Origin of the sequence: Trebonia kvetii (assembly GCF_007827045.1) — a bacterium.
GTDB classification, from domain to species: Bacteria; Actinomycetota; Actinomycetes; order Streptosporangiales; family Streptosporangiaceae; genus Trebonia; species Trebonia kvetii.
In genome coordinates this window covers 303,116-325,009 of sequence record NZ_RPFW01000006.1, presented here as the reverse complement: position 1 = coordinate 325,009, position 21,894 = coordinate 303,116, and the positions used below count along the sequence as shown (strand labels likewise).

The window sequence follows — 21,894 nt, the reverse complement described above, 5'->3', positions numbered from 1 at the left end:
GCTAATCTCGAAAGCGTGCATCTCACCCGCTTGGCGCTGACCGACTTCCGGTCTTATACGGATGTCGACGTGCCGCTCGAGGCGGGCGTGACGATCTTCGGCGGGCCGAATGGCGAGGGCAAGACCAACCTTGTCGAGGCCGTCGGCTACGTGGCGACCCTGGCGAGCCACCGGGCGGCACAGGACGCGCCGCTGATCCGCAAGGGGGCGGAGCAGGCGATCATCAGGGCGGCGATATCCACAGCTGTGAACGACGCACTGGTGGAAATCGAGCTGAACGCGGGCCGGGCCAACCGGGTCAGGCTCAACAGGACACCGCTGACGCGGCCGCGCGACGTGCTCGGGGTGCTGCGCACGGTGCTGTTCGCCCCCGAGGACCTCGCCCTGGTCAAGGGTGACCCGGGCGAGCGCAGGAGATTCCTCGATGACCTGCTCGTCGCCATGGCCCCCAGGTACGCCGCGGTCCGCGCCGACTACGACCGGGTGCTCAAGCAGCGCACTGCCCTGCTCAAGTCGGCGGGTCCCAAGGGCGGCCGCGGCGGCGGTCAGTCGCGCGAGACGGTGATGGCCACCCTCGATGTCTGGGACGCGCACCTGGCAAGGACCGGCGCGGAGCTGCTTGTCGCCCGCGAGCATCTGGTCGCGGCGCTGCGGCCGCACGTGGAAGGCGCCTACCTCGCGGTGGCCGGTGATCGCGGTGGCGCCGATCGTGGCACTGCCGCGATCGAATACCGGCGCTCGTTCGACCCCCCGCGTCCGCAGCAAGCACAGCCGGCTGATCATGCCGCCAGCCACGGCGAGCGCGTCCGCGGCGCCGAACAGGCGCTGCGCGAGGCGCTGCTTGAGGTGCGGCCGAGCGAGCTCGACCGCGGCGTCTGCCTGGCAGGCCCGCATCGCGACGAGCTCGAGCTGACGATCAGGAACCTGCCCGCCCGCGGCTACGCCAGCCACGGCGAATCCTGGTCGCTCGCGCTCGCGCTCCGCCTCGCCAGCTTCGACCTGCTCCGCGCGGGCCGCGAGGATCCGGTCCTGATACTTGACGACGTGTTCGCCGAGCTCGACGTCGGCCGCAGGGAACGGCTCGCCGCGCTGGTCGCGGGCGCGGAGCAGGTCCTGGTCACCGCCGCGGTCCCCGAGGACATCCCGCGACTGCTCACCGGCGCGCACTTCAGGGTTTCCGCCGGCACCCTCACCGAGGTGCCCGGCGCCGCAGCCGCCGTCCCCGGCCTTCGTCCCGGCGAGGGGGATGAAAGCGACCCACCGACCCCAGCCACTGGGAGCGACCCCGGCGCCGCAGGCGCCGTCCCGGGGTTCCGCCCCGGCGAGGGGGTAATGGGGGAGGGACTCCCCCATGATTGGGGGGGTCATCCCCCCGGGAGCAAAAATGCGTCCTGACCCGGAGCGTGCCAGGCTGGCCGCCGAGGCGCTGGCGCGGGCGAGGGCCGATGCCTGGGCCAGGGGCGAGCGTCCCGGTGCGGCTCCCCGCTCCCCGCAAAACCAGGACCATTCCGAACGAGTTGGGTCAAATCAGTCACCGTCCGGGTCTTCCGCCTGGTCGGCGCGACCGCGGCGGGACGATCCGCAGCCGCTCACCGCCGCCTTCGGCGGCCTGCTTTCCGCCAGGGGCTGGCGGGAACAGGCGGCGGTCGGCGCGATTTTCGGCCACTGGGCTGACATCGTGGGACCGCAGCTGGCCCTGCACACCAAGCCGGAATCCTTCGAGTCAGGCGAGCTCACCGTCACCGCCGACTCCTCGGCCTGGGCCGCTCAGGTCCGCCTGATGGCTCCGCAGCTGGTCAAGCGCCTGGCAGAGGAGCTTGGCCACGGTGCGGTCCGCCGGATCCGCGTGAAAGGCCCGTCCGGCCCGCCCCGCTCACCCGGCCGGCTCCGGGTCCGGTGACCGTAAGCGGCGGTTCGTGACCCTGAGAACCCGGCCGGCACGGGGACACGTACCGTCAAGGCGAACGCGAGAGTCAGTAACCACAGCTAAAATGGAAGGTAGTCACGAGGATAAGACTGCCGGTGGCTGGGGCTGCGTGAGGGCCGCGCGACCGCAGGGCGGCAGCGCCGAGAGGCTGGTAACCGGGGGCCCTGGTTACCGGGGACTGGGCGACTGCCAGCAGCAGGGATGGAGCTTCATTTGTCCAACGATTACGACGCGCGGTCCATTACGGTACTTGAGGGCCTTGAGGCCGTCCGTAAGCGTCCCGGCATGTACATCGGCTCGACCGGCGAGCGCGGGCTGCACCACCTCGTGTATGAGGTTGTGGACAACTCGGTGGACGAGGCGCTGGCCGGCTACGCGACCGAGGTCGAGGTGACCCTGCTCGCCGATGGCGGCGTCCGGGTCATTGACGACGGCCGTGGCATCCCGGTGGACGAGCATCCGGTGGAGAAGCGCCCGGCGCTCGAGGTCGTGATGACCACGCTGCACGCCGGCGGCAAGTTCGACGGCCAGTCCTACGCGGTATCCGGGGGCCTGCACGGCGTCGGCATCTCCGTCGTCAACGCGCTCTCCGCGCAGGTCGATATCGAGGTCCGCAAGGACGGGTACCTCTGGTCGCAGAGCTACCGGCAGGGCGCGCCGCTCGCGCCGCTGCACAAGGGCGACGCGACGGCCGAGACCGGCACCACCACCACGTTCTGGCCGGACGACACGATCTTCGAGACCACCGACTGGTCGTTCGAGACCCTGTCGCGCCGGCTGCAGGAGACGGCCTTCCTTAACCGGGGCCTGCGCATCTCGCTGACCGACGAGCGGCCGGCCAAGGTCGTCACCGACGACGACGAGGACGGCGCGCCAGGCTCTGGCGGCGTATCCGCCGTCGGCAAGGCGCGCACTGTCATCTACGAGTACCCCGGCGGCATCGCCGACTTCGTCCGCTACCTGAACGCGTCCAAGGAGCCGGTGCACGCGCAGGTCATCGAGTTCGGCGACGAGGACAACGACCTCCGGATGTCGCTCGAGGTCGCGATGCAGTGGAACTCCTCGTACAACGAGTCCGTGCACACCTTCGCCAACGTCATCAACACCGCGGAGGGCGGCACCCACGAGGAGGGGTTCCGTGCCGCGCTGACGTCGGTCATCAACCGGTACGCGCGGGACCAGAAGTTCCTCAAGGAGAAGGACCTCAACCTGACCGGCGAGGACGTCCGCGAGGGCCTCACCGCGATCGTCTCCATCAAGCTCGCCGAGCCGCAGTTCGAGGGCCAGACCAAGACGAAGCTCGGCAACACCGAGGCCAAGTCCTTCGTGCAGAAGGTGACCAACGACCGGCTGCGCGACTGGCTGGACCGCAACCCCGGCGAGGCCAAGGGCATCATCGACAAGGCGCAGCAGGCCTCGCGAGCGCGGATCGCGGCCCGCCAGGCGCGCGACCTGACCCGGCGCAAGTCGGCGATGGAGAGCAACGGCCTGCCGGGCAAGCTGGCCGACTGCCAGTCGACCGACCCGGCGAAGTCGGAGATCTACGTCGTCGAGGGCGACTCGGCAGGCGGCTCGGCCAAGGGCGGCAGGGACCCGAAGTTTCAGGCGATCCTGCCGATCCGCGGCAAGATCATCAACGTCGAGAAGTCCCGCATCGACCGGGTGCTCAAGAACACCGAGGTCCAGTCGATGATCACCGCGCTCGGCGCGGGCATCCACGACGAGTTCGACATTACCAAGCTCAGGTACCACAAGATCATCCTGATGGCGGACGCCGACGTGGACGGTCAGCACATCAGGACGCTGCTGCTGACGCTGCTCTTCCGGTTCATGAAGCCGCTCGTCGACGCGGGGCACGTCTACCTCGCGCAGCCGCCGCTCTACAAGATCAAGTGGGGCGAGCGCAACGTCGATCCCGAGTACGCGTACTCGGACATCGAGCGGGACCGGGTCATCGAGGCGGGCATCGCGCTCGGCCGCAGGGATCCGCGGCCGCGTGACGGCGTGCAGCGGTTCAAGGGCCTCGGCGAGATGAACGCGGAAGAGCTGTGGGAGACCACGATGAACCCGGCCCACCGGGTGCTGCTCCAGGTCACCCTCGACGACGCGGCGCAGGCGGACGAGCTGTTCAGCGTGCTGATGGGTGAGGATGTCGAGTCCCGCCGCTCATTCATCACGCGCAACGCCAAGGACGTGCGCTTCCTGGACATCTGAGCAGATCCGGAACGGATTCACGTGAAACGCGGATCCGTTCCGGATGACTTGCGTGGTTTTGATCTTCAGAACGAGAGGTTGCGAATTGACATCCTCCACTGCCCCTAGGGGCAGGGATTCCAGCCACGGCCAACCCGTGCTGTCGGTTCGCGGTTCGCAGGCCCGGCAACCCGGTGGCCTCCCCGCGCGTCCACGGCATGCCCTGCCGCGGTTTACAACGAATGCTACTTCCGCGTTGGCTTGGTTCTCGCTGACGTGTTCGATCATAGCGAATGGCCGGAGGTTCCAGTGACCGAAGTGATGGGGCCGCCCGAGGGGGGGCACGACCGGACCGAGCCGGTTGACATCCAGGTCGAGATGCAGCGCAGCTACATCGACTACGCGATGTCGGTAATCGTCGGGCGGGCGCTGCCCGACGTGCGCGACGGGCTCAAGCCGGTGCACACGCGCATCCTCTACGCGATGTACGACGGCGGCTACCGGCCCGACCGGGGATTCTTCAAGTGCTCCCGCGTCGTCGGCGACGTGATGGGCAACTACCACCCGCACGGCGACACCGCGCTGTACGACGCGCTGGTGCGGATGGCCCAGCCCTGGTCGATGCGGATGCGGCTGGTCGACGGACAGGGGAACTTCGGCTCGCCTGGCAACGACCCGCCCGCCGCGATGCGGTATACCGAGTGCCGTCTGGCCCCGCTGGCGATGGAGATGCTGCGGGACATCAACGAGGACACCGTCGACTTCCGGCCGAACTACGACGGCCGGTCGGCGGAGCCCGTGGTGCTGCCCGCGCGCTTCCCCAACCTGCTGATCAACGGCTCGCAGGGCATCGCCGTGGGCATGGCGACCAACATCCCGCCGCACAACCTGCGCGAGGTCGCGGCGGGCGTCCAGTGGTACCTGGACAACTATGAGCGCTTCGAGCACCCGGCGACGGAGACGCGGACCGAGAACGAGGACGGGCTTCCGCAACGGGCGCCTTGGGAGGACCTGCTCGACGGGCTGATGGAGCGCATCCTCGGCCCCGACTTCCCGACCAAGGGCCTGATCGTCGGGCGGCGCGGCATCCGCGAGGCGTACCGGACCGGGCGCGGCTCCATCACCATGCGGGCGGTGGTCGAGCACGAGGAGATCCAGGGCCGCAACTGCCTGGTTGTCAAGGAGCTCCCGTTCCAGGTCAACCCGGACAACCTGGCGTCGAAGATCGCCGAGCTTGTGAAAGACGGCCGGCTGACCGGCATCGCCGACATCGCGGACGAGACGAGCGGGCGCACTGGACAGCGGCTCGTGATCAAGCTCAAGCGCGACGCGATCGCCAAGGTCGTGCTGAACAATCTGTACAAGCACACCCAGCTGCAGGACACCTTCGGCGTGAACATGCTGGCGCTTGTCGACGGAGTGCCGCGGACCCTGCGGCTTGACCAGATCATCAGGTACTGGGTCGCGCACCAGATCGAGGTCATCCAGCGGCGGACCAGGTTCCGGCTCCGGAAGGCGCAGGAGCGGCTGCACATTGTCGCCGCGCTGCTCGCCGCGATCGACGCGATCGATGAGGTCATCGCGCTCATCCGCGGCTCCGAGTCGGCGGCGGCGGCGCAGGTCGGCCTCATGGGCCTGCTGAACATCGACGAGGTGCAGGCACGCGCCATCCTCGACATGCAGCTGCGCAAGCTGGCCGCCCTGGAGCGGCAGGCGCTGATCGACGAGCGCGACGAGCTTGAAGCCACGATCGCCGACCTCCAGGCGATCCTCGACTCGCCCGCCAGGCAGCGGGAGATCATCGGGACCGAGCTCGGCGAGATCGTCGGCAAGTACGGCGACGCGCGGCGGACCGAGATCATCGCCTACGACGGCGAGGTCCCCGACGAGGACCTGATCGCGGAGTCCGACATCGTGGTGACCATCACCCGAGGCGGGTACGCGAAGCGGACCAACACCGACCAGTACCGGGCACAGCGGCGCGGCGGCAAGGGCGTGCGCGGCGCGCAGCTGCGGTCCGATGACATCGTCGACCACTTCTTCGTCACCTCAACGCACCACTGGATCCTGTTCTTCACGAACAAGGGCCGGGTGTACCGGGCGAAGGGATACGAGCTGCCAGACACCGGGCGGGACGCGCGCGGTCAGCACGTGGCCAACATGCTCGCCTTCCAGCCCGACGAGGAGATCGCCGAGGTCCTGACGCTGCGGGACTACACCGTGGCGCCCTACCTGGTGCTCGCCACCCGGGCGGGTCTGGTGAAGAAGTCGCGGCTCGCCGAGTACGACTCGCCGCGCTCTGGCGGCCTTATCGCAATCAACCTCCGCGAGGATGACGAGGTGATCAGCGCCGCGCTCGTGTCGCCGGAGGAGGACCTGATCCTGGTGAGCAAGGGGGCGCAGGCGCTGCGCTTCCACGCCGATGACGATCAGCTCCGCCCGATGGGCCGTGCCACCTCGGGCGTGATCGGGATGCGGTTCAACGAGGGCGACAAGCTGCTTGGCATGCATGTGGTCCGCGAGGGCGAGGACGTCCTGGTCGCGACGGACGGCGGGTACGCTAAGCGGACGCCTGCCGACCAGTACCCGCTGCGTAACAGGGGCGGCCTCGGCGTCATCACGGCACGGATCGTCGAGGACCGGGGAGGCCTTGTCGGTGCGCTGATGGTCCGGCCCGAGGATGAGGTGTTCGCGATTACCTCCGCCGGAGGCGTCATCAGGACGCGAGCCGGTGAGGTGAAGCAGTCCGGGCGGCAGACGATGGGCGTCCGGCTGATGAACCTCGCGCCGGGAGACAGCGTGGTCGCGCTCGCGAGGAACGCGGAAGCGGAGTCGGTCGCCGAGACGGTGGACGAGGCCGCGGATGACAATTCCGGCGATCCGGGTAACGAATCGAGCGATTAAGGCAACTAAGCCGGGGGTAGCAGCGTCTGATGTTTGGGCGCTCTCGGATAGTGTCAGGAATCGGCATAAAGGTGCACCAGTGAATACTGAGGAGGACGGCGTGGACGACGCGGGACGGACGACGCCAGCGGCGCTCATAACGGCGCCGTCAGGCCCTGAAGTCGACCCGGATGGGGAGTCTGCGGACGCGGTCATCGACAATGGCACCATGTCATCATCACGGGGAAGGACTGGGAGCTCACGTTCCGGAGCCGACGATCGGGCCGGTGCCAACGGTAAGCCAGCCAGCGATTCCGCGGCCAAGGCCGAGAATGCCGCGGGCAACGGAACCGACAGTTCAGTGCCGCTGCCCGCGGACACGGTCGGCAAGTCGTCCGCCGGCACGTCAGGCAAGCCGTCTGCTGGCACGCCAGGCAAGCCGAAGGCCGCCGCGGCGGACACCGCCGACGATGGCAACGAGCAGGGGGTCCGGAAGTCGATGACCTCGGGGAACGGGACCTGGTTCGCGGGCCGCACGCAGACCGCGCCGTCGCCGGACGAGGCTGAGAAAGACAGCAGCGTCCCGGCCGCCAAGGACGACCGCAAGCCCAGCTTCACACCGGCGTCCCCCGCACCGACTTCGCCCGCGGCCTCGTCTTCCGCCGCACCCTCGTCCGCCGCCGCCGCGTCTTCCGCGTCGTCACCCGATGGCTCGGGCGCGACCGCGGCGCGGCCCGGGGCGACGTCGGGGCAGCAGAGCCCGGGCTACTCGGGCACGAGTTCACACTCGGGCACGTCCTACGCGCCCACCGCGAGTTCGTCATCGTCGTCCGGCTACCAGGGATCGGGATCGCCGTGGCAGGCCAGCCGGGACGCGACGATGACAGCGAAGTCCGCCCCGTCTGTCCCGCCCGTCCCGTCCCCGGGTTCAGCCCCGTCCACCGGTCCGTCGACCGGCGGTTTCGCGGCCGCTACCTCCGCCGCCTCCGCAGCTACCTCCGCGGTTACCGGCGTGGCGGCGGGCCTGGCCAGTTCCGTCTCCTCGGCCTGGCAGAACCGCGGCTCGAATGACGCCAAGCAGAAGCCAAAGCAGAAGCCGACCGTCAAGGGACGCAAGCCGGCCAAGCGGCAGGCGATGCTGACGCTCGCGCGGCTCGAGCCATGGTCGGTCATGAAGTTCAGCTTCCTGGCGTCGGTAGTGGCGTTCATCATCCTGTTCGTCGCGGTGGCGGTGCTGTACATGGTGCTGTCCTCGCTCGGCGCCTTCGACTCGATCCAGCACTTCGTCACGACGATCACGTCGGCGAAGAACCAGTCGGGCACGAACATCTCGCACTGGTTCTCCGCCTCGCTGATCCTCGGCTACACGGCGATGCTCGGCGCGGTCAACATCGTGCTCATCACCGCGATGTCCACCGTCGGATCGGTGATCTACAACCTGATCGCCAAGACCGTCGGCGGCGTCGAAGTGACTCTGCGGGAGACGGAGTAAAGCATCGTTCGCAGTGCGGTAGAGTTACTCAGTCACCGAACCGGTGCCCCCTGCGGGGGTATAGCTCAGACGGTTAGAGCGCTTCCCTGATAAGGAAGAGGTCCGTGGTTCAAGTCCACGTACCCCCACCCGGTGACGAAGCGGCCCCGGTCCTCACGCGAGGACCCGGGCCGCTTCCGTTTTGCTACTTCTGCCCCAAGGTGCCGGAAACGAAGGGCAGATCCTTGCGGGAGCTTGAGCAGGAGCCGACCGGGCGAGGGGTAGGCTAACGGGCATGAAGAAGCTGCTGATCCTCATCGTCGTTGTGCTTGGCGGTCTCGCGGTGTGGCGGAAGGTCCAAGCGCAGCGTGCTGACCTCGACCTGTGGAGCGAGGCCACCGCCACTGACGACTACTGACACTGGCGACTACTGACATTGGCAACTGCCGGCCGCTGACGCTGCGGCGCCAAACCCCTCTTAGGCGCGTGCGATGACCGATTCACCCCCGATCTCGCTGGTCTGCCTCGACCTGGCGAGCGTCGTCATTGACGGTTCCATCGTGGAGCGCGCCTTTGCGGAGGCACTCGCCACGCAGGGAATCGTCGCGGGAACGCAGGACTACGCCCGGTCCATGGTCAGTCTTGACCGGTCGTACGGCCGGGCGCCGGCCGACGTGCTCCGTGACGTGTTCGACGCTGACGAGCCGCGCGCGCAGGCGGCGTCGCTCGCCTTCGACCGCTCGTTCCGCGCGATGGCGCAGCGGTTCAGCCTCGACCTTCCCGCCGACGTCGGCGACGCGATAGGGAAGACGGCCGGATCGGGTGCCAGGATCTGCTTGCTCACCATGCTGTCTCGGCGCTCATGCCGCGACCTGCTCGGCCTGCTGCGCACCGCGGACCTGGTCCTCTGCGCCGACGACGCGCCACGCGGCTTCCCATGGCCCGACCCGGTGCTTACCGCGATGCTCCGCCTCGGCGCCGCCGACGTGCGCGAGGTGGCGGTCGTCAGCGCGACGACGGACGGGGTGCTCTCCGGGCACCGGGCGGGGGCCGGGATCGTGGCCGGGCTCGGCACCGGCCGCAGGGCCGCTGCGCTCATCGAGGCCGGCGCCACTGACGTGCTTGACAGCGTCGCGGGACTTCCCGATCTCGTAGCTCAGTCGTCGTAGCTGCGGCGGCTTACACTCGTATTCATGCCGGAACTCCCGGAAGTTGAATCGCTCGCCGTCTTCCTGCGCGACCGCGCCGTCGGGCACGTCGTCGCCCGCGCCGACGCGGCGTCCTTCGCCGTGCTCAAGACCTTCGATCCGCAGCTGACCGCGCTCTCCGGGCGGGAGATCACCGCGGTGGCAAGGCACGGCAAGTTTCTCGACCTCAGCTGCCGCGGTCAGGACGGCGACGGGGACCTGCACCTCGTCTTCCACCTGGCGCGTGCGGGCTGGCTGCTCTGGCGGGAGGACATCCCCGACAAGCCGGTCAAGCCGGGCAAGAGCCCGCTGGCGTTCCGCCTCATGCTCGACGACGGGTCAGGGTTCGACCTCACCGAGGCAGGAACGCAGAAGCGTCTCGCCGTATACCTCGTCAAGGATCCCGCGGAAGTGCCAGGGGTGGCGACCCTCGGTCCCGAGCCTCTGGCGGATGACTTCACAGTCGAGGCGCTTGCCGCGATCCTCGACGGCAGGCGTACTCAGATCAAGGGGGTGCTTCGCGACCAGCACATCATTGCCGGGATCGGCAACGCATACTCCGATGAGGTGCTGCACGTCGCGAAGATGTCGCCGTTCAAGCTCGCCTCGAGCTTCACACCCGACGAGGTAGCCGCCCTGCACGAGGCGATCGTGACCACGCTGCGCGACGCCGTGAAGCGGTCGGCTGGCCTGGCGGCCGCGGACCTGAAGGGCGAGAAGAAGACGGGTCTGCGGGTGCACGGCAAAACAGGACAGCCCTGTCCGGAGTGCGGTGACACGATCCGCGAGGTCTCCTTCGCCGATTCCTCGCTCCAGTACTGCGCCACCTGCCAGACGGGCGGCAAACCCCTGGCTGACCGAAGGCTTTCCCGGCTGCTCAAGTAGCGGTTCTCATCCCTCACCACTGTGGATGAAGAGCCGCCGCCATACCGCCCGGATAAGGCGCTCGATCCAGTCCGAGATATCCGCGCCGGCCGCCCGCCCGCGCTGGTTCGTAGTGCCCTCGCCCTCACCCCAGACAACGCCCACGAAAGCCCCCTCATGGAAAGGGGGGTTGAGGCGCCGATGGTCGGCCCCTAGGCGGGGCCGGCCGCCCAGGGGCCGGCCTACAGGCGTCCCCAGTAACCCCCCAGAACCCGGGACGCCCATGGCGCTACTTCGCGGCGGCCCGTGGGAAATAAGCGAGCAACTATGCGTAGCGCGGTGCTCACTGTAGCGCTACCTGCGATCGGTTGTCTACATGAACCTACAACTCTAAAAAAAAACGCAAAAGGCCTGGTTATGGGCGCTTTTGAGCGTCCCGATCCCGCGCAAGCCGGGTGGTTGGACCCTCATCACCCCTGTCGCTCTCGGCGGTGATCCCAAGATCCCCGAGGTCGCCGTCACGGCCCGCCATGTCCGGGAGTAACCGCTGGTACCCTAAACGAGGAAACACGGGGCTTTAGCTCAGCTGGAAGAGCACCTGCTTTGCAAGCAGGGGGTCAGGGGTTCGAGTCCCCTAAGCTCCACCCAGGTCGGATGCCGGTTCGGATGTAGCTCGTTGTCCTGGTCCTGGTCGCGGCGGGCGAGACCCGCCAGCCAGTACACCCACAGGTTGGCTCCGAACCTTGGGCGGCGTCCCCCCGGAGGACGCTCAGGCGGCTAGCTGACGAAGTAGACCGCGCCGGGGTTGGCTCCCGGGATCGGGGAGCCGCCCTTGGCGGTGTACGGCGTGTACGTCACGGTGTAACCGTGGTGCGCCTCGAGGCCGGAGTAGTAGCCGATTTCCGTGCCCGGGGGCACCCAGCCGACGTGGCCGTTGATCGCGCCCGGCCCCACGATGGTGAACTTCTCCCATGAGGGGACCGTCTGCTGCCAGGTCACCGTCTCACGGGTCGGCGTGGTCGCGACCGCCTTGCCGTGCGACAGGACAGGAACCGGCGCCGGCGCCGGGTTGACCGTGTAGGCGATCGTCGCGGTCCCGGTCTGGCCGTAGGCGTCCGTTGCGTTTAGGGTCGCGGTGCCGCTGTGTGCGTCGGGCGCCGGCGTGCCGGTGATCGTGTTGTCTGGGTTGAGCGTGAGCCCGTCTGGCAGGCCGGTCGCCCTGACGGTCAGTCCGTTCGTGTCGCTGCTCGTCGTCGAGGGCTTAATCCTGAGGAGGGGAGCCGCAGACCCGATCGTCACGGTCTGCGGCCCAGCCAGCACGGTAACCGTTACCGTCCCGGCTCCGAGGGACCTGCCGTCGTACTGGACGCTGGTCACGGTAGTCGCGGTGCCGCCGTCCGCCTCGATGAAGGCCTGAAGGACCGTCGCCGAGGAAGCCGCGGCCGCGTTGTAGGCTGCCAGGTAGTCGGTGTAGGTGGTGCTGTCTCCCACCGCCCAGGCCATGACGGCCGCGTCAGGCCCGCTCTGGCCGGCCAGCGCCAGGCCGGGGTACCCGGCCAGCGACTCGCCGTTGGCCAGGTCGATCACCATGCGCGGGCTGGGACCCGTACCCGAAGTGCTCGCCGTGAACGTCGGCTCCGTCGTCGGCGCGGCGAGGCGGGCCGCACTGGTAATGGCCATCCAGGAGAAGGCCGGGTTGTCGGCCGGGCCCAGCGGGTTTGTCCGGCACCCGCCCGGAAGGGCGGTGCCGGACGTCAGGACTGGTTCGAGGGCGCTGTTCCACCCGGCAGAGCCACCTCCGCAGTGCCCGAAACCCAACGAAAGCGGTGTCGCTGCCACACCGGCACCGCTCGCAGCAGCAGTGGCCGCCAGCATTCCCGGCACGATGATGCCCGCGACGACGAGCCGCTTACGCCCGGCCTTGACCTTCTTGGCCACCCTGTGGCCTCCTATCTGCCAGTGCCTTGAAACACCTTTCGCGCCACAGGCTGCGACGACTGCCACCCAGGCAACAGACACCGCACCGCGCACAAGCCGGCCGCAATCTTCCGGGGGATCATGAGACTCCCGCGCAACGGCGCCGCGCAGCGATACAGGGACTGGTCCGAAAATAGGAGCCTCATATGAGCATGGGTTTTGAGCCGACGGCGGTTTGTGCCGTCGGCTCAGGGTGCGAGGCGCCGGGAGGCGCGGGCCAGCTATCCGGCAGCGCGGGCGATGATCTCGCCGGTCTCGGGGTCGGTGCCGGCCAGGGGCTTGAGCGTGACCTCGTAGCCGAGGCGCTCGAGGCTGCGGACATGGCCGCGGGCCTGGCGGCGGGTGCCGGCCTGCTGGTCGTAGTAGCCGGGGCCGAGCTCGTGGTATTCGGCGGCGGGATCGGACAGCAGGGCATGGGCGATGGCGAGCTGGGTTCTCATGACCGCGCCCTGGGCCTTCTTCCTGGGCATGTGCCGGCACAGGCGCCGGAGCTTGGCGCCGAGGAAGGTCTGCGTGCGGCCGGCGCTGGAGGACGCCTCGCCGAGGGCGGCGCCGATATAGGGGTTGCCTCGGCCGGTCGCGCTCTGGCCCTTGCGCTTGCCGCCGGATTCCTTGGCGCGGGGGGCGACGCGGGCCCAGGAGCACAGGTGCCCGGCGGTCGGGAAGACGCTCATGTCGACGCCGATCTCGGCGATCAGGTCCTGGGCGGTCGTCACGCCGAAGCCGGGGATGGCGTCAAGCTGGTCGATCTGCCGCTGGTACGGCTGGCACAAGATCGCGATCCGCTCGTCGAGCACGGCGATCTGGGCGGTGTAATGGTCGATGTTGTCCAGCATCATCCGCAGGACGAAGGCGTGCTCGGGGGTGAAGAACGAGCAGTCCAGGGCCTCTTCCAGCAGGGCGAGCTTGCGGCGCATCACGCCCCGGGCCAGGGCCGCCAGGGCCCTGGGGTTCCGCTCTCCGGCGATGACTGCCTCCAGCATGGCGCGGCCCGAGACGCCGTGGATGTCGCTGATCACGCTCGACAGCTTCAGGTGCGCGTCCTCCAGCAGCTTCTCGGCCCGTTGCTTCTCCGCGGTGCGGGCCTGGGTCAGCTTCCGCCGGTAGCGGGTGTGGGCGCGCAGCCGCCGGATGTCGTCGGGCGGCACGAACGACCCGGCCAGCGACCCGCGCTCGGTGACCTTCGCCAGCCAGACCGAGTCCAGCTTGTCGGTCTTGGGCCGCCCGGGCAGGGCCTTGACCTGCGACGCCTGGTAGAGCAGGAGGTCCAGGCCCTGCTGCTCCAGCAGGAAGTACACCGGCTTCCAGTAATCGGACGTTGCCTCCATCCCGGCCCGTTCCACGCCCCAGCAGCGCAGCCAGTCCGCCATCTCCAGCAGCTGGCGGCGGGTGGTGCCGAACTCGCGGGTCTCCTGCTGCCGGCCGCCCCGCCGGGTGTCGCTCGGAACCCGGATCGTGACGCTGACCATCTGCTTTCCGATGTCGATCCCGGCGGCGCGCTCGCAGAACAGCGGCTCGTCCTCTGCCTCTTCCATCGCGGTCTCCTAGCATGGGGGTGCGGTAAACGGCGGCGGCCGCCCGCAGGAGCAAGGGGCAAGCGGAAATCTGGTCCGCGGGCTCGAAGCACCAATTCACGGCCCTCAGGGAAGCTCCCGGCGCTCAGACTTATTAACGGGGTTCAGGCCCGCCAAAGAGCAAACGGCGTCAGCGGGCGGCCGCACCACCGCATCCTCTATCCCGCACGCGCCCCGCGAGGCCGAAAACCCGCGCAAGCCCGCCATGCGAGCCACAGAGCGCCAGCGACCCCAGCCACAGCAGACCCGCAGTGCCCCGGAATTTTCACGCCGCCACGGCGTCCAACGGGCACCAGAGACTTATTGGTGTCAAGCCGAGTTGGCGAAGGGTAGCGATCGGGCTGGTTAGGCGGTGATCGTGAGAGGCAGGATCGGTGTGCGCCGACGAGGTGAGCTGCGAGGGTCTGAGCCGAGCTTTAGGGTCACCTGGATGCCCCATTCCCCCGCTGGGACCGTGTAGCCGAGCCGGAGCGTGCGGCTAGCCGTGCCGATCAGCAGGGGGATCCGCGCGCTTCCGCCCGGGGCCGCCCGGAAAAAGATCAGCGGCTGGGTTTGCCAGCCGGAGAAACCGCCCACCACCTCGCCGGTCTGCGGGTCGACGACGACGGCGGTGACGTGGCCGTTGGTCGCGATCTGGAGTTCGCTGCCGGTCAGGTTGTGAACCGTCAGATGGTGATGCAGGGTGTGCCCGGAGCTGACCACGGCCGGGCCGTCCAACGCAGCCGTGACCTCGCGTGGGTCGAGCAGGTCCGGGACCTGGCCGGGGGCATGCCGCCGTGGCCCCTGGCGGCCGGGCGGATAGGGAAGAGTCCCGACCGATAGCTCCACGTCGTCTCCGAACTGGCGGTGGAGTTCTTCGGCAGTGTCAGCGGCCCAGGGAGCCAGCTGGACCCTGAAGGGCGGTGTCCTGCCCTCGTCCGATTCTGGCGAGGGGTAGGTCGTCAGGGCGCCGGGCTGCTGGTCGCGCAACCTGGCGAGGACTAGCTTCAACTCGTCCCAGGCGGTCACGACGGTCAGACTACCGGACGCACTTCGGGCGTCATAGGACACGAAATCGCACCTTCGTATGACGATCATGTGCAGGTCGCTAGCACCTGATCGTCGGACACAGCGCGTGCCCTGACGCTCCAAGCGGCGGTGCTAGGGGCGGCCAGGAGCGAGACGTCGCGGTAGAGTCGCCGGGTGGGAACCTGGGGACCGGGTGCGTTCGATAACGACGATGCGCTCGACCTGCTTGGTTTGCTGGAGGGATACGACATGTGGCCTTGTCTCCGTGCAAATCCTCAGTGAAGACGGCGTGGGGTGCGGGTACGCGAAGGCGCGCGAGGTCGCGTAGTGGCTGGCGGCCTGGCTGAGGGCCCGGTGCGGCAGGGACGCTGGCTCGTGGTGCGGCCTGATGCGCAGGATGGGCTGATCATGAGAGTGGGACACCGGGATGACAGGCTGGCTGGACGCGCACGCGCACTACGTCACCGAACGCTATGCGAACGAGTGCTGGGCCGCCGGGCACGCTCACCCGGACGGAATGCCCGGCCTGCCGGGCTGGAGCGTCGCGGCGGCCCTGGATGTCATGGGGGCCGCGGGTATCAGCGCCGCGGTGCTGTCCGTCTCCTCGCCCGGGGTGCATTTCGGGAACGACTCGCTGGAGGAAAACCGGGCTGCTCGGGACCTGGCCCGCCACGTCAACGACGCCGGGGCCGATATCGCCGCCAGCCAGCCGGGCCGGTTCGGGCTCTCGGCTGTGCTCCCGCTGCCGGACGTGGACGGCGCGCTGGCCGAGCTGGCCCGCGCCTGCGACGAACTGGGCGCCGACGCGATCGCGCTGGAGACGAACTACCACGGGCGCTACCTCGGCGACCCCGCGTTCGCCCCAGTGCTGGCCGAGCTGGACGCTCGCGCCGCCGTGGTGACGCTGCACCCGACGTCCCCGCCGGGCGCGGAGCACACGGCGCTGGGCCGACCAGCCCCGATGATCGAGTTCCTGTTCGACACCACCCGCTGCGTCGTCGACCTCGCGCTGCGCGGGACCTTGACCCGCCATCCGCAGATCCGCTGGATCGTGCCGCACGCCGGCGCGGTACTGCCCATCGTGGCGCACCGGGTCGCCGGGATGTCGATGATGCAGGCCGGAACACCCGTGGACATGCCAGCTGTCCTCGCCGGGCTGTACTACGACCTGGCCGGCGCGGCGCTCCCGGTGGCGCTCGGCGCTTTGCTCGAGGTCGCCGGGCCAGACCGGCTGCTGTACGGCAGCGATTTCCCGTTCACCCCCGCCCCAGCGGTCGCCCAGCTGGCTGCCGCGCTCCGCGACGCGCCCGCCCTCAAGAACGTCCGCCTCGAAGCAGTGCCCGGCTCGGCCGCCGCAGCGCTGTTCCCGCGACTGCAGGCGGCGGCGTCTTGAAACACCAGGCGGCCGCCCTGGCAAAGACAAACTCCGGCACCGGATAGAGCACAGCAGGCACGCAGACCGCCCAATTCAGCGCTTGCCCGGGCCATCCTTACGGGTCAAACAGCCGGAACCCGTTCGTCACGCCGCTCAAGCCGTGGCCCAACCCTCCGCAGAAGCGAAAGAAGTAGCGCCGATGTCGTCGCTCACACCGATTGACGAAACCTACCTTCGCGTGGCCATTGAGCTTTCCCGGCGCGCCCTTGAGGACCAGGGGAAGACGCCCTTCGGAGCGATCCTCGTCCTTGACGGCGAGGTAGTCAGCGAAGGCACCAGCAGCGTCATCGAACTTATCGACCCGCGCACGCCGAAGTCATGGCACTCCGGAACGCGGCGCAGAAGCTCAAGCGCCACCTGCTGCCCGGCAGCGTGCTCTACAGCAGCAGCGAACCATGCCCGATGTGCCTGACCGCCTGCTACTGGGCGCGCGTATCACGCCTCGTGTTCGGAGCCACCAGCTACGACGTAGCAACGTACGGGTTCGAAGACCTCCAGCTCTACCGCGAGCTAGCCACCAATACGGACCAGCGCTCGCTACCGGAAGCCAGCGCAGACGAATCACTGCGTACTCTAGCCGCTGACGTGCTGAGGGATTGGGCCAATACCTTCCCTGAGCCTGTCACGCCCAAGTATTAGGATCGCCGAGCAGCGCGATCTTGCTGCTCAAATACCAACGGGACCGCCGCATGTACGAATGGATAAAGCGACACCGCTCCCGACAGGCCGGGGGGATCGCAGTGCAGACGCCCGCCAGCCTCATCGGCTCTCAGGTCTTCCAGATCAAATTCGACTACCAGACCCATCTTGAGCTGCTCCACCAGGCGGACAACGGGAGTATCCGCGTCCATCTCGACCTGGTTATCTTTTCACCGTTCGTGCTACGCAGCTCTGATGGCACGATCCATAACCTCAACCCACAGACAAGCCGCACCACGCTCGCGCCCGTCATCGACTTGCGCGGAGGGACCATCACAAGCGTCACCGTCGACGGCGACGAAACGGTCGAGCATGACAGCAACGGCAACCCGATCAATGCACTCGGCACACTTACTGTCGACTTCGCCGACGGCGCCCAGATCACCGTGCCCGCAGTCGCCGACCCCTACTACGAATCCTGGGACCTAAACTACCGCGAGTATCTGTGACAATTTTCTCTACGGGTTCAAGGGCGACTGGCTACGCCGCACGCCATCTCCTACCGCATCCTGCGATACGCTCCGTTGCCGATTGGCCCATGCGAACGAAACCAGGTGACATGAACACGCCACGAACCAGTATCCGTCTGGTTGAGCCAGACGACGCGGAAGCGCTGGCCGCCCACCTGGGTCGCGATGCCGAAGCCTTCGCCCGGTGGGATCCGGAGCGCCCGCCCGAGTTCTACACCCCGGCCGAGCAGCGCAGTCGCATCAAAAGCATGATTACGAGGCATCATAACGGCGAGGTATGGCCGGGCGTGGTCCTGGCGGACGATGTTGTCATTGGGCAGGTAACGGTTCAGAACATCCTGCGCAGCGCGTGGCGGAAGGCGGAGCTGGGTTACTGGATCGCGTACCAGTATCAGGGACAGGGACATGCCACGCGTGCGGTCAGCCTGGCGGTCGAGATGATGATCACTGAGCTTGAGCTGCATCGCGCCGAGGCCATTACCCAGATGGACAATCTGGGCTCACAGCATGTGCTCCGCAATAACGGGTTCCTGCCGTGCGGGGTCCTCCGAGCGCGTATCTTCACCGCCGGGGCCTGGCGCGACGAGATCTTGTGGGAACGGCTGCTCAACTAGTAGCTGCGCCGTTCCTCTGGCCAGCTGGCGTACGCGCGGTGAGCGTGGGCAGACGTCGGGACAGCACCGAGGCGAGAGGATCTGTCGTCGGGGCCCCATGGAGCTGCCTGCCGACTCACTAGTAACCGCCAGCTCGGCGCCGAAGCCGGACGTCGGCTGGGCCGGGGCATGTGCCCTCGCGGTCGTGCTCCTGTACTCACTGCCATTCGTCGCTGGCGGCGGGTATTTCTTTTACGCGTCCATCCGGCCTGTCTCGATAGCGACGGGGTACGGTGCTGTCTTTCTTGATTGGCCCTGGGTACTGGCGTGGGTAGTGCTGCTGGCCGCGTGGGTGGGGGGTCCGGTGATTCTGCTCGTCCTCGGCCCGATCCATCTGCTCCGGCATGCCCGTCACCGGTGGTGGTCAGCGGCCTGCTGGCTTATCCTGCTGGTCGCAGGTGCCGCGGTCGGCTTCCTGATCATTCATGATTACCGCCTGCTGTTCAGGGCTTCCCCCCTGGGCCCCGATGGGAGTGAGCTCGGCCCCTCTTGCTGGGCACCGGGCACGCCATACTGGCAAGCTCTCTTCGCGGCAGGCGGTCAACTCGCGGTGGGCGCTGTCATGATCGCCCTGATAACCGCATCGGCACGAAAAGGCACTACTGCGGCTAAACAGGTAGCCGCAGTTTGACAGGGCGGGATCATCGAATTGCCGAGCTGTGTAGCGCCGGTTGCCTAGCTTCACTTGATGCGCGACACACATCGGCCCCGCTTGATGTGCGACACACCCTGGCTTCCCTTCGTGCGCCGCGAGCTGCCGCCCGATGTCATGATCGGGGCGTGACTCGCACCGGAATGGGAGCCGGAGCTGAGACGATATTCCTGGACTGGAAGAACACGACGCGGTACATCCCAGCGGGGAGCGGGGGCGGTCCCCCGCCGGGCAGGCACGCAGGCAGGGGTGGGCTTCCCGTACCACCACAACTGCAGTAGCTCGCTGTGATCGTCTCCGGATAGCTGGATTTGCCCATCGCGATGGTGAGAGGCTGCAGGCAGGCGGGCCAGCCTACTCCGGCAGGGTGGCTGCTGCTCCCGAGCGCGAGCGCAAAAAGCTGCCCGCAGCCGTAGGCGTGGATAGCGTGGCCCGTCCTGTTGTCGACGACGATGTGCGCGAGCATGGAAGATCCGGCCTCCATCGTCCGTGACGGCACCTGCACCTGAACTGAGACCAGCGCCGGAGAATCGCGCGGTGCGGCGGCCGACGCGTGACCGCTGGCATAGCTACCGCTGGCGCACCCGGCAACCGCGAGAGCCAGGAGAACGACCGATACCCTCATGCCAATTTGACGTTCGAGGGAGACTGCCGGTTCCAGCGCCATCGCATTGGCTCAGAAGAGCGCGGTGAGAGTGTCGCACATCAAGTGAAGCCACGGTGCGCAAAACACTCGGATTCATGACACCATCGGAAAAGCTCGCCGAACTCGTTGCGCACACCGCTTGAATCCGCCGTGTCGCACATCAAGCGGAGCCCGACATGGACCCCAGCGAGTAACTGATGCTCTTATTGCTGTCAAGCGGTCAGCGTCCCGGCCGAACGCACTAGATGTCGGCCCGCGCAGCAGCGGCTGCGGTGGCTCCTCTACGGTGTTCTGATGGCATCGGTCAAACAGTTCCAGGTTACCTTCGACTGCGCTGACCCTGAGCGCGTCGCCCGTTTCTGGTGCGAGGTGCTGGGTTACGTCCCCCCGCAGCCACCGGAAGGTTTCGCCACCTGGGACGACTTCAATCGCACGCTACCGCCCGAGGAGCAGGGTTCCTGGTTCGCCTGCACCGATCCCACCGGTGCGGGACCACGGCTGTACTTCCAGCGCGTTCCAGAAGGCAAGGCAGTCAAGAACCGGGTGCATCTCGACGTGCGGGTCGGCACCGGGCTCGCGGGCGAGGAGCGCCTAGCCGCCCTGGAGGCCGAATGCGCACGGCTGATCCCCCTGGGCGCAGTACGCGTGCGACTGCTGCCCGCCGATGACGACAACGAGTCGTGCCTCGTGATGCAGGACATCGAGGGCAACGAGTTCTGCCTCGACTGAGCCTGTGCTCACAGGTCTCGGCGAAGTAGACCCGGAGCACGTGTTCTTCCGCGATCTACCCAGCCCGGCCAGGTTCTGGTCGGGCCGGGACGTCGGAGGGGCGGCGGTGAGCAGGTGGGGGAAGATTTCGCGCGCGATATAGCGCTCCAGGCAGCGCATGATCTCGGTCTTGGTCTTTCCCTCGGCAGTGCGCCGGGCCACGTAGTCCCTGGTCTCTTGATAGCAGCCCATGCGGACCCGGGCGATCCGCCACAGGGCGCTGTTTGCCTGCCGGTCGCCGCCGCGATGCAGCCGGTGCCGGTCAGTCCGCCCGGATGACACCGGGATCGGCGCGGCGCCGCACAACCGGGCGAAGGAAGCCTCGGACCGGAGCCGTTCCCGGTGTCATCCGGCTGTGACCAGCAGCTGCCCGGCGGTCTCCACCCCGACACCGGGCAGTGCCAGCAGCTCCGGGGCGACGGAGGTGACGAGCGGGGTGAGCTGAGTGTCGAGGTCGTCGATCTCCGCCTGCAGCGCCACGGCCCTGCGAGGCGCTGGGCCGACAGCACCCATACGACGTTCTCTTTGACCTGCCTCTCGCGCTGATTGTCCTGGTCGTGGAAGCAGTCCCGCAGGTCCAGCACAACGGGCACGTTCGAAATTTGTGGTCTAGGTGACCACCGCACCTGACCACAACGAGGCCCGACAGACGCCGATCGAAGCAGACCTGCGCGAGGTTGATCCCCAGGCGAGCGACGGTATACCGACAACGTGCGCGTACTTTTGCAAACAGGTGGTCAGGGGTTCGAGTCCCGTAAGCTCCACCGCAGATCAAAGGCCGGTTCCGGTGTCGGAAACCGGCCTTCTTCATGCCCGTGCAGCAGCAAGCCCCTATCTCCGCCCGGCAAACACGGCAAATCGGGCGGATGGTGCCCCCGGCCTCCTGCCGTAGGGGTGCCGTGGGTCAAGGTATACCGAGTTTGGGGGAACAAACCGGGCCGAATCGGGCGCACTTTCACCCCGAAGTCAGTACATGTCTCTCCGTGCACCCTGCGTAGGCATGATCAACTCAGGCTAAGTGGCATTGGCCTTGAACCTGTCAAGAGCGGCGATGGTCGCGGGCGTGCGCTCCGTGGACGAGAATGGGTCAGCGTGCGCGTCTCGCCTGGTCACTGCGTCCTTCGTTCAGCTAGCCATGCTTGATGGAATGCCCGCTGCTCATCGACTGTCGCCAACTGGTCAGGCGGCGCTTCATCAAAGATCCGCACCAAGTCCGGGCGACCGGGAACGCCAGGGCGCAAGATGTACAGCTGCATGCCGCCGCCCATATCCCGCGCCATACCGCTGGGGTAGGTATCAGGCGAGACGTCCCGATCCACCAGAAGCCGCGGGTAGTCGTCTCCCATGAGCTCAATCCAATCAGGTCGCCAGACCTGTCACAGGTGGGACAGCGGGAGCCATGCTTGGAGCGACGCGCGAAGGCGTGGATTTTCAGCGCTGCCGCCAAGCAGACGGTTCAGCCTTTACTCGGTGTGTCTAGAATGCCG

The 21,894-nt window shown here is 67.7% G+C and carries 16 protein-coding genes, 2 tRNA genes and 4 pseudogenes; 16 read left to right on the top strand and 6 right to left on the bottom strand.

All coding sequences use genetic code 11. The annotated features are described in order from the left end of the window. Nucleotides 1–15 precede the first annotated feature (15 nt). The 10 genes and pseudogenes from recF to EAS64_RS30090 form a co-directional block, all read left to right on the top strand. Nucleotides 16–1,191: pseudogene (recF, locus tag EAS64_RS30130) on the top strand (DNA replication/repair protein RecF); the annotation flags it as partial. A 193-nt stretch (nt 1,192–1,384) separates the two neighbouring features. Beyond that, the gene (locus tag EAS64_RS30125; protein ID WP_145858543.1) at nt 1,385–1,900 is read left to right on the top strand and encodes a DciA family protein; all 516 of its coding nucleotides are present in this window, start codon (nt 1,385–1,387) and stop codon (nt 1,898–1,900) included. 240 nt (nt 1,901–2,140) lie between these two features. Further along, entirely contained in the window at nt 2,141–4,141 is a 2,001-nt protein-coding gene (gene gyrB / locus EAS64_RS30120) for a DNA topoisomerase (ATP-hydrolyzing) subunit B (RefSeq protein WP_342782087.1), read from the top strand. Between the two features lie 300 nt (nt 4,142–4,441). Beyond that, nucleotides 4,442–7,024, top strand: a complete 2,583-nt coding sequence (gyrA, locus tag EAS64_RS30115; protein WP_145859101.1) for a DNA gyrase subunit A — start codon at nt 4,442–4,444, stop codon at nt 7,022–7,024. Between the two features lie 1,105 nt (nt 7,025–8,129). After that, nucleotides 8,130–8,495 (top strand): annotated as a pseudogene (locus EAS64_RS48000) (DUF3566 domain-containing protein); the annotation flags it as partial. 54 nt (nt 8,496–8,549) lie between these two features. Next, nucleotides 8,550–8,623: transfer RNA gene (locus EAS64_RS30105), tRNA-Ile, on the top strand. 146 nt (nt 8,624–8,769) lie between these two features. Continuing rightward, nucleotides 8,770–8,892 (top strand): DLW-39 family protein, encoded by a 123-nt coding sequence (locus EAS64_RS45155; protein WP_222849720.1) that lies wholly within the window; start codon nt 8,770–8,772, stop codon nt 8,890–8,892. Nucleotides 8,893–8,965: 73 nt separating this feature from the next. Further along, complete coding sequence (locus tag EAS64_RS30100; RefSeq protein WP_145858538.1) at nt 8,966–9,643, top strand: HAD family hydrolase; 678 nt, start codon at nt 8,966–8,968, stop codon at nt 9,641–9,643. Between the two features lie 24 nt (nt 9,644–9,667). Then, nucleotides 9,668–10,546, top strand: coding sequence for an Fpg/Nei family DNA glycosylase (locus tag EAS64_RS30095; protein ID WP_145858537.1), 879 nt, complete (start codon nt 9,668–9,670; stop codon nt 10,544–10,546). 550 nt (nt 10,547–11,096) lie between these two features. Beyond that, nucleotides 11,097–11,169 (top strand) — tRNA-Ala (locus EAS64_RS30090). 133 nt (nt 11,170–11,302) lie between these two features. Here EAS64_RS30090 and EAS64_RS30085 read toward each other — a convergent pair. The 3 genes from EAS64_RS30085 to EAS64_RS30075 form a co-directional block, all read right to left on the bottom strand. Continuing rightward, entirely contained in the window at nt 11,303–12,463 is a 1,161-nt protein-coding gene (locus EAS64_RS30085; RefSeq protein ID WP_145858535.1) for an Ig domain-containing protein, read from the bottom strand. A gap of 260 nt (nt 12,464–12,723) precedes the next feature. Further along, on the bottom strand, nt 12,724–14,037 hold the full coding sequence (locus tag EAS64_RS30080) for an IS110 family RNA-guided transposase (protein WP_145858533.1): 1,314 nt from the start codon (nt 14,035–14,037) through the stop codon (nt 12,724–12,726). A 384-nt stretch (nt 14,038–14,421) separates the two neighbouring features. Further along, on the bottom strand, nt 14,422–15,084 hold the full coding sequence (locus tag EAS64_RS30075; protein ID WP_145858531.1) for a hypothetical protein: 663 nt from the start codon (nt 15,082–15,084) through the stop codon (nt 14,422–14,424). Nucleotides 15,085–15,258: 174 nt separating this feature from the next. On the opposite strand from EAS64_RS30075, the gene EAS64_RS47665 reads away from it, so the two are divergent. The 6 genes and pseudogenes from EAS64_RS47665 to EAS64_RS30045 all read left to right on the top strand — a co-directional run bounded on the left by EAS64_RS47665 (nt 15,259) and on the right by EAS64_RS30045 (nt 20,368). After that, nucleotides 15,259–15,366, top strand: coding sequence for a DUF4259 domain-containing protein (locus EAS64_RS47665; RefSeq protein ID WP_145858529.1), 108 nt, complete (start codon nt 15,259–15,261; stop codon nt 15,364–15,366). A 145-nt stretch (nt 15,367–15,511) separates the two neighbouring features. Then, nucleotides 15,512–16,477: an amidohydrolase family protein gene (locus EAS64_RS30065; protein ID WP_145858527.1), complete on the top strand. Its 966-nt coding sequence runs from the start codon at nt 15,512–15,514 to the stop codon at nt 16,475–16,477. A gap of 330 nt (nt 16,478–16,807) precedes the next feature. Beyond that, nucleotides 16,808–17,158 (top strand): annotated as a pseudogene (locus EAS64_RS30060) (nucleoside deaminase); the annotation flags it as partial. Between the two features lie 20 nt (nt 17,159–17,178). Next, nucleotides 17,179–17,667, top strand: a complete 489-nt coding sequence (locus EAS64_RS30055) for a DUF6188 family protein (RefSeq protein WP_145858523.1) — start codon at nt 17,179–17,181, stop codon at nt 17,665–17,667. A 110-nt stretch (nt 17,668–17,777) separates the two neighbouring features. After that, nucleotides 17,778–18,302 (top strand): GNAT family N-acetyltransferase, encoded by a 525-nt coding sequence (locus tag EAS64_RS30050; RefSeq protein ID WP_145858521.1) that lies wholly within the window; start codon nt 17,778–17,780, stop codon nt 18,300–18,302. A 1,631-nt stretch (nt 18,303–19,933) separates the two neighbouring features. Beyond that, entirely contained in the window at nt 19,934–20,368 is a 435-nt protein-coding gene (locus EAS64_RS30045) for a VOC family protein (protein WP_145858519.1), read from the top strand. A 210-nt stretch (nt 20,369–20,578) separates the two neighbouring features. On the opposite strand, the pseudogene EAS64_RS47660 reads toward EAS64_RS30045, so the two are convergent. The 3 genes and pseudogenes from EAS64_RS47660 to EAS64_RS30035 form a co-directional block, all read right to left on the bottom strand. Then, a pseudogene (locus tag EAS64_RS47660) lies at nt 20,579–20,734 on the bottom strand (transposase); the annotation flags it as partial. A gap of 18 nt (nt 20,735–20,752) precedes the next feature. Continuing rightward, nucleotides 20,753–20,920 (bottom strand): hypothetical protein, encoded by a 168-nt coding sequence (locus EAS64_RS43935; RefSeq protein ID WP_187366278.1) that lies wholly within the window; start codon nt 20,918–20,920, stop codon nt 20,753–20,755. A 596-nt stretch (nt 20,921–21,516) separates the two neighbouring features. Then, nucleotides 21,517–21,753 (bottom strand): hypothetical protein, encoded by a 237-nt coding sequence (locus EAS64_RS30035; RefSeq protein WP_145858515.1) that lies wholly within the window; start codon nt 21,751–21,753, stop codon nt 21,517–21,519. Nucleotides 21,754–21,894 lie beyond the last annotated feature (141 nt).

Coding starts and splice junctions, on each gene's coding strand:
- EAS64_RS30125 (WP_145858543.1), top strand. CDS start 1,385: ATGCGTCCTGACCCGGAGCGTGCCAGGCTGGCCGCCGAGGCGCTGGCG.
- gyrA (WP_145859101.1), top strand. CDS start 4,442: ATGGGGCCGCCCGAGGGGGGGCACGACCGGACCGAGCCGGTTGACATC.
- EAS64_RS45155 (WP_222849720.1), top strand. CDS start 8,770: ATGAAGAAGCTGCTGATCCTCATCGTCGTTGTGCTTGGCGGTCTCGCG.
- EAS64_RS30100 (WP_145858538.1), top strand. CDS start 8,966: ATGACCGATTCACCCCCGATCTCGCTGGTCTGCCTCGACCTGGCGAGC.
- EAS64_RS30095 (WP_145858537.1), top strand. CDS start 9,668: ATGCCGGAACTCCCGGAAGTTGAATCGCTCGCCGTCTTCCTGCGCGAC.
- EAS64_RS30080 (WP_145858533.1), bottom strand. CDS start 14,037: ATGGAAGAGGCAGAGGACGAGCCGCTGTTCTGCGAGCGCGCCGCCGGG.
- EAS64_RS30065 (WP_145858527.1), top strand. CDS start 15,512: ATGACAGGCTGGCTGGACGCGCACGCGCACTACGTCACCGAACGCTAT.
- EAS64_RS30050 (WP_145858521.1), top strand. CDS start 17,778: ATGAACACGCCACGAACCAGTATCCGTCTGGTTGAGCCAGACGACGCG.
- EAS64_RS30045 (WP_145858519.1), top strand. CDS start 19,934: ATGGCATCGGTCAAACAGTTCCAGGTTACCTTCGACTGCGCTGACCCT.
- EAS64_RS43935 (WP_187366278.1), bottom strand. CDS start 20,920: ATGGGTGCTGTCGGCCCAGCGCCTCGCAGGGCCGTGGCGCTGCAGGCG.
- EAS64_RS30035 (WP_145858515.1), bottom strand. CDS start 21,753: ATGGGAGACGACTACCCGCGGCTTCTGGTGGATCGGGACGTCTCGCCT.